This window comes from Streptomyces sp. NPDC037242, assembly GCF_055604165.1.
The window spans coordinates 1-3,985 of the sequence record NZ_JBVJUY010000068.1 but is presented as its reverse complement, the minus strand read 5'-3'; the positions used below and the strand labels follow the sequence as shown (position 1 = coordinate 3,985).

The following is a 3,985-nucleotide window of genomic DNA, read 5'->3' as shown; positions in this document are numbered from 1 at the left end:
CCCCCCCCCCCCCCCCCCCCCCCCCCCCCCCCCCCCCCCCCCCCCCCCCCCCCCCCCCCCCCCCCCCCCCCCCCCCCCCCCCCCCCCCGCCGTTTGCGGCTGCGCGGAGCCGCCGGTGACCGCTCACTCGATCAGATTTTCGCCGCCTGACCGGATCTTCCCGAGTCGAAAACCAGGACATTTCCCTGCAAACTGACCTCGTCGGGATCTGCCCGGCTCCTGCGGGGAGGAGGTACGGGAGTGCGCGCGAGGCCGAGCCGAGCGGTATCACTGCTGGTCACCTCGGTGGTCCTGACCGGATTCCTGGTCCCGGGAGCCGTCGCGCAGCCCGGGGACGACGAGCCCGCGCCCGGCCCGGAGGCCGTGGCCCCCGCCGTCGTGGACCTGGCCGAGATCCCCGCCGAACCGCCCGTACGGCCCGCGCCGCCCGCCGCCCGGGAGCTCTTCGGCGCCGACTGCGACACCGAGATCGACGGCTCGCAGGTGGTCGCGTACTGCCACAACCGCTACCCCGAGACCGACCTGGTCCGCCTGCACGTGGAGTGCGACCGCTGGTGGGACGTGGACGGGGACGGTGCCGCCGTGGCCGTCGGCCCGGCCGGCCGCGTCGAGCTCGCCAGCCGCTGCTGGAAGGAAGTCCGTACCGCCTGGGTGAGCCACCAGCGCCCCTGACGGGACGGGCCCGGCGCCGCGGCCGGGCAGGGGCTCGTAGCCCGGCTCAGCCGGCCTTCTCGCCGAGGCAGACGAACGGGTAGCCCGCCGCCTCGGAGGCCGCCGAGTCCCCGTCCCCGCGCCGGATCGCCTCGATCAGCCGGGCGTGGTCCAGGTGGGCCTCGGGCCTGAGGACGGTGCCGACGTCCGTGCGCAACCAGTCCGCCACCAGGTCTCCGAGGTCCGCGTACAGCTCGATCAGCACGTCGTTGTGCGAGGCCGCCACCACCGCCATGTGCAGGGCCACGTCCGCCGCGATGAACACCTCCGCTTCGCCGCCCGCCCAGGCCTCCTCGCGCCGCGCCAGTAGCGCGTCCAGCTGTGCGAGGTCCCGGTCGGTCCGCCGCTCGGCCGCCAGCCGGGCCGCCGAGGACTCCAGCGTCGAGCGCAGCTCCGCGACGTGCCGCGGGTCGGCCCCGGCGAAGCGCCGGTGCATCACCCCGGCCAGCTCGCTGGTGGCGATGACGTAGGTGCCCGAACCCTGCCGGATGTCCAGCAGGCCGTTGTGCGCCAGGGCGCGCACGGCCTCCCGCACGGTGTTGCGGGCGACTCCGAGCAGCTCCACCAGCTCCGGCTCCGTGGGGATCCGGGCGCCGACGGGCCACTCGCCGGAGGTGATCTGGTTGCGCAGCTCGGTGATCACCTGGTCGACGAGCGCGGAGCGCCGTGGCGACGTCAGCGGCATTGGGTTCCCCCTCAAGAACGGCTGAACACTGCGACTGGACAACCAATCATCCCATGATTCTATGATGGGTGAATGTCCGACGAAGAAATACAGACCCTGAGCCGCCCGGCGGCCGTGCGCACCGGCGCCGGCCCGACCGCCCCCGCCCACGTCGCCCCCACGTGGCTCGGTCCGGTGCTCATCGTCGGAATCGTGCTCGCCGCCCTCAACCTGCGGCCCGCCATCACCAGCCTCGGCGCCCTCTTCGAGGAGACCCGCACCGGCCTCGGCATGAGCGGCACCGTCGCCGGGCTCATCACCTCCGTGCCCGCCCTGTGCTTCGCGGTCTTCGGCGTCACCGCGCCCCGGCTCTCCCGCCGCTTCGGCCCCGCCGCCGTCGTCTGCGCCGGCATGGCGGCCGTCGCCACCGGCCTGCTGATCCGCCCCTTCGCCACCAACGCCGCCGGGTTCCTCGCCGCCAGCGCCTTCTCGCTGGCCGGCATAGCCCTGACCAACGTGCTGCTCCCGGTGATCGTCAAGCGCTGGTTCCCGGACCGGGTCGGCACCATGACCGGCCTCTACTCCATGGCCCTGGCCGCCGGCACCTCGCTGGCCGCCGCCGCGACCGTCCCGATGACCGCTGCCCTCGGCGGCAGTTGGCGCACCGGCCTGCTGGTCTGGGCCGTACTCGCACTGGCCGCCGTACTGCCCTGGCTGCCCATCGCCGCCGCGGCCCGCAAGGAGAAGGCGGCCGCCCCCGCCGCGTCGCCGCGCCCCGACGCCGGGCCGCGCGTCGTCCGCAGCCGCACCGCCTGGGCCCTGGCCTCGTACTTCGGCCTCCAGGCCACCGGCGCCTACGTCACCATGGGCTGGCTCCCGCAGATCTTCCGCGACGCGGGGGTCTCCGCCTCCGCCGCCGGGATCCTGCTCGCCGTCACCATGGTCATGGGCGTCCCCCTCGCCTTCGTCATCCCCGGCCTGGCCGGCCGGATGAAGAACCAGGGCCCCATCGCCGCCGTCCTCGGAGTCTTCGGGCTCCTCGGCTACGTCGGGCTCTACTTCGCCCCCGCAGCCGGCGCCTGGGCCTGGGCCCTGCTGCTCGGCGTCTCCAACTGCGCCTTCCCGCTCGTCATCACGATGATCGGGCTGCGCGCCAAGTCCCCGGCCGGCGTCGTCAAGCTCTCCGCCTTCGCCCAGAGCACCGGCTACCTCATCTCCATTCCCGGACCCCTCCTCATCGGCACCCTCTACCAGCACAGCGGCGGCTGGGACCTGCCCCTCGCCCTGATGGCCGGACTGCTGATCCCGCAGATCGCCCTCGGAATCCTCGCGGGCCGGGACCGCACGATCGAGGACGAATGCGGCATGCGAGACTGAACGGCATGTCGCCCGTACTCGAACCGAACCCCCAGAACGGCCACAAGAAGCTCGGCCTCGTGCTGGGCGCGATGCTCCTCGTGACCGTCATCATCGGCATCATCGCGACCCTCGCCTCCCCGTGACACCGCGCTCCGGCCGGGTTGGTAGGGCTAACCCCACCAACCCCTAGGGGGCCAGGCTCAGGGTGAAGTGGGGTGCGCCCCGGATGGGAACCGCTCTCTCGGATCCATAGATTCGAAGACAGAGAGCCCGTCCCACCCGCGCACCCACGGAGGCGGCCATGTCGGCCCCCGCACACACCCCGTCCGGCCCCCGCGCCACCGCCATCGGCGCCGGCGCCCGCCTGCACTGGTGGGCACTGGCCCTGCCCGCCCTCGCCTTCGGTCTCCTCCTGCTGCTCCTCGCCGGATCGGGCCAGGCCCACGCCGCGTCCGGCGAGGCCTCCGCGCTGGTCCAGGTCGCAGAACAGGTGCTGCGCGTCGTCGGCTGACGCCTCACCACCTCCTACGAGCCCACGTGCCCGGCCGTGCGCCCGGGCACCCCCCCGGCCCCCGGGGCGAGCCCCCAACACCCTGCGCCCCATGGCTCATTTCGTGCGAAGCTGGGAGCCATGAGCGCCGACACACCCCGCAGGATCGCCCTCCTCCGGCACGCCAAGGCCGACTGGCCGCAGGTGTCCGACCACGACCGTCCGCTGGCGGAACGGGGCCGCAAGGACGCACCCGCCGTCGGGCTGAAGCTGGCCGAGACCGGCATCGCCTTCGACCTGGCCCTCTGCTCCACCGCCGCCCGTACCCGCGAGACCTGGAAGCTGGCCGTCCAGGAACTGCCGCACCGGCCGAAGACCACGTACGAGGAGCGGCTCTACGAGGCCTCGCTGGGCGAGCTCATCGCCCTGCTGAACGAGACCTCCGACGAGGTCTCCGACCTGCTCGTCATCGGCCACAACCCCGGCATGCACGCCCTCGCCGACGCCCTGGCGGGGCGCGCGGAGGGCGACACCCTGGCACGGATGGCCCGTACCGGATTCCCGACCGCCGCGCTCGCCGTGGTCTCCTTCACCGGCTCGTGGAAGTCGGTCGAGCACGGGGTGGGCACGCTGCTGGACTTCTGGACCCCCAAGGAGCACTGACCGGGCGTGGGGGGGGGGGGGGGGGGGGGGGGGGGGGGGGGGGGGGGGGGGGGGGGGGGGGGGGGGGGGGGGGGGGGGGGGGGGGGGGGGGGGGGGGG

At 74.3% G+C, this 3,985-nt stretch carries 6 protein-coding genes; 5 read left to right on the top strand and 1 reads right to left on the bottom strand.

The window, feature by feature from the left end:
• Window positions 1-240 precede the first annotated feature (240 nt).
• The gene (locus ACZ7GJ_RS37825) at window positions 241-672 is read left to right on the top strand and encodes a hypothetical protein (protein ID WP_470758504.1); all 432 of its coding nucleotides are present in this window, start codon (window positions 241-243) and stop codon (window positions 670-672) included.
• A 46-nt stretch (window positions 673-718) separates the two neighbouring features.
• Here ACZ7GJ_RS37825 and ACZ7GJ_RS37820 read toward each other — a convergent pair whose 3' ends face one another.
• Window positions 719-1,396, bottom strand: coding sequence for a FadR/GntR family transcriptional regulator (locus ACZ7GJ_RS37820; RefSeq protein WP_470758502.1), 678 nt, complete (start codon window positions 1,394-1,396; stop codon window positions 719-721).
• A 72-nt stretch (window positions 1,397-1,468) separates the two neighbouring features.
• Here ACZ7GJ_RS37820 and ACZ7GJ_RS37815 point away from each other — a divergent pair, with 72 nt between their 5' ends.
• The 4 genes from ACZ7GJ_RS37815 (at window position 1,469) to ACZ7GJ_RS37800 (ending at window position 3,887) form a co-directional block, all read left to right on the top strand.
• Window positions 1,469-2,752 (top strand): CynX/NimT family MFS transporter, encoded by a 1,284-nt coding sequence (locus ACZ7GJ_RS37815; RefSeq protein ID WP_470758500.1) that lies wholly within the window; start codon window positions 1,469-1,471, stop codon window positions 2,750-2,752.
• Between the two features lie 5 nt (window positions 2,753-2,757).
• Entirely contained in the window at window positions 2,758-2,877 is a 120-nt protein-coding gene (locus tag ACZ7GJ_RS37810) for an SGM_5486 family transporter-associated protein (protein ID WP_470758499.1), read from the top strand.
• Between the two features lie 158 nt (window positions 2,878-3,035).
• Window positions 3,036-3,245: a hypothetical protein gene (locus ACZ7GJ_RS37805; protein WP_470758497.1), complete on the top strand. Its 210-nt coding sequence runs from the start codon at window positions 3,036-3,038 to the stop codon at window positions 3,243-3,245.
• A 120-nt stretch (window positions 3,246-3,365) separates the two neighbouring features.
• Entirely contained in the window at window positions 3,366-3,887 is a 522-nt protein-coding gene (locus tag ACZ7GJ_RS37800; protein WP_365920962.1) for a SixA phosphatase family protein, read from the top strand.
• Window positions 3,888-3,985 lie beyond the last annotated feature (98 nt).

What these genes read in the sequence shown, in the direction of transcription:
- ACZ7GJ_RS37820 (WP_470758502.1), bottom strand. Translation starts at nt 1,396, where the DNA reads ATGCCGCTGACGTCGCCACGGCGCTCCGCGCTCGTCGACCAGGTGATC.
- ACZ7GJ_RS37815 (WP_470758500.1), top strand. Translation starts at nt 1,469, where the DNA reads ATGTCCGACGAAGAAATACAGACCCTGAGCCGCCCGGCGGCCGTGCGC.
- ACZ7GJ_RS37810 (WP_470758499.1), top strand. Translation starts at nt 2,758, where the DNA reads ATGTCGCCCGTACTCGAACCGAACCCCCAGAACGGCCACAAGAAGCTC.
- ACZ7GJ_RS37805 (WP_470758497.1), top strand. Translation starts at nt 3,036, where the DNA reads ATGTCGGCCCCCGCACACACCCCGTCCGGCCCCCGCGCCACCGCCATC.
- ACZ7GJ_RS37800 (WP_365920962.1), top strand. Translation starts at nt 3,366, where the DNA reads ATGAGCGCCGACACACCCCGCAGGATCGCCCTCCTCCGGCACGCCAAG.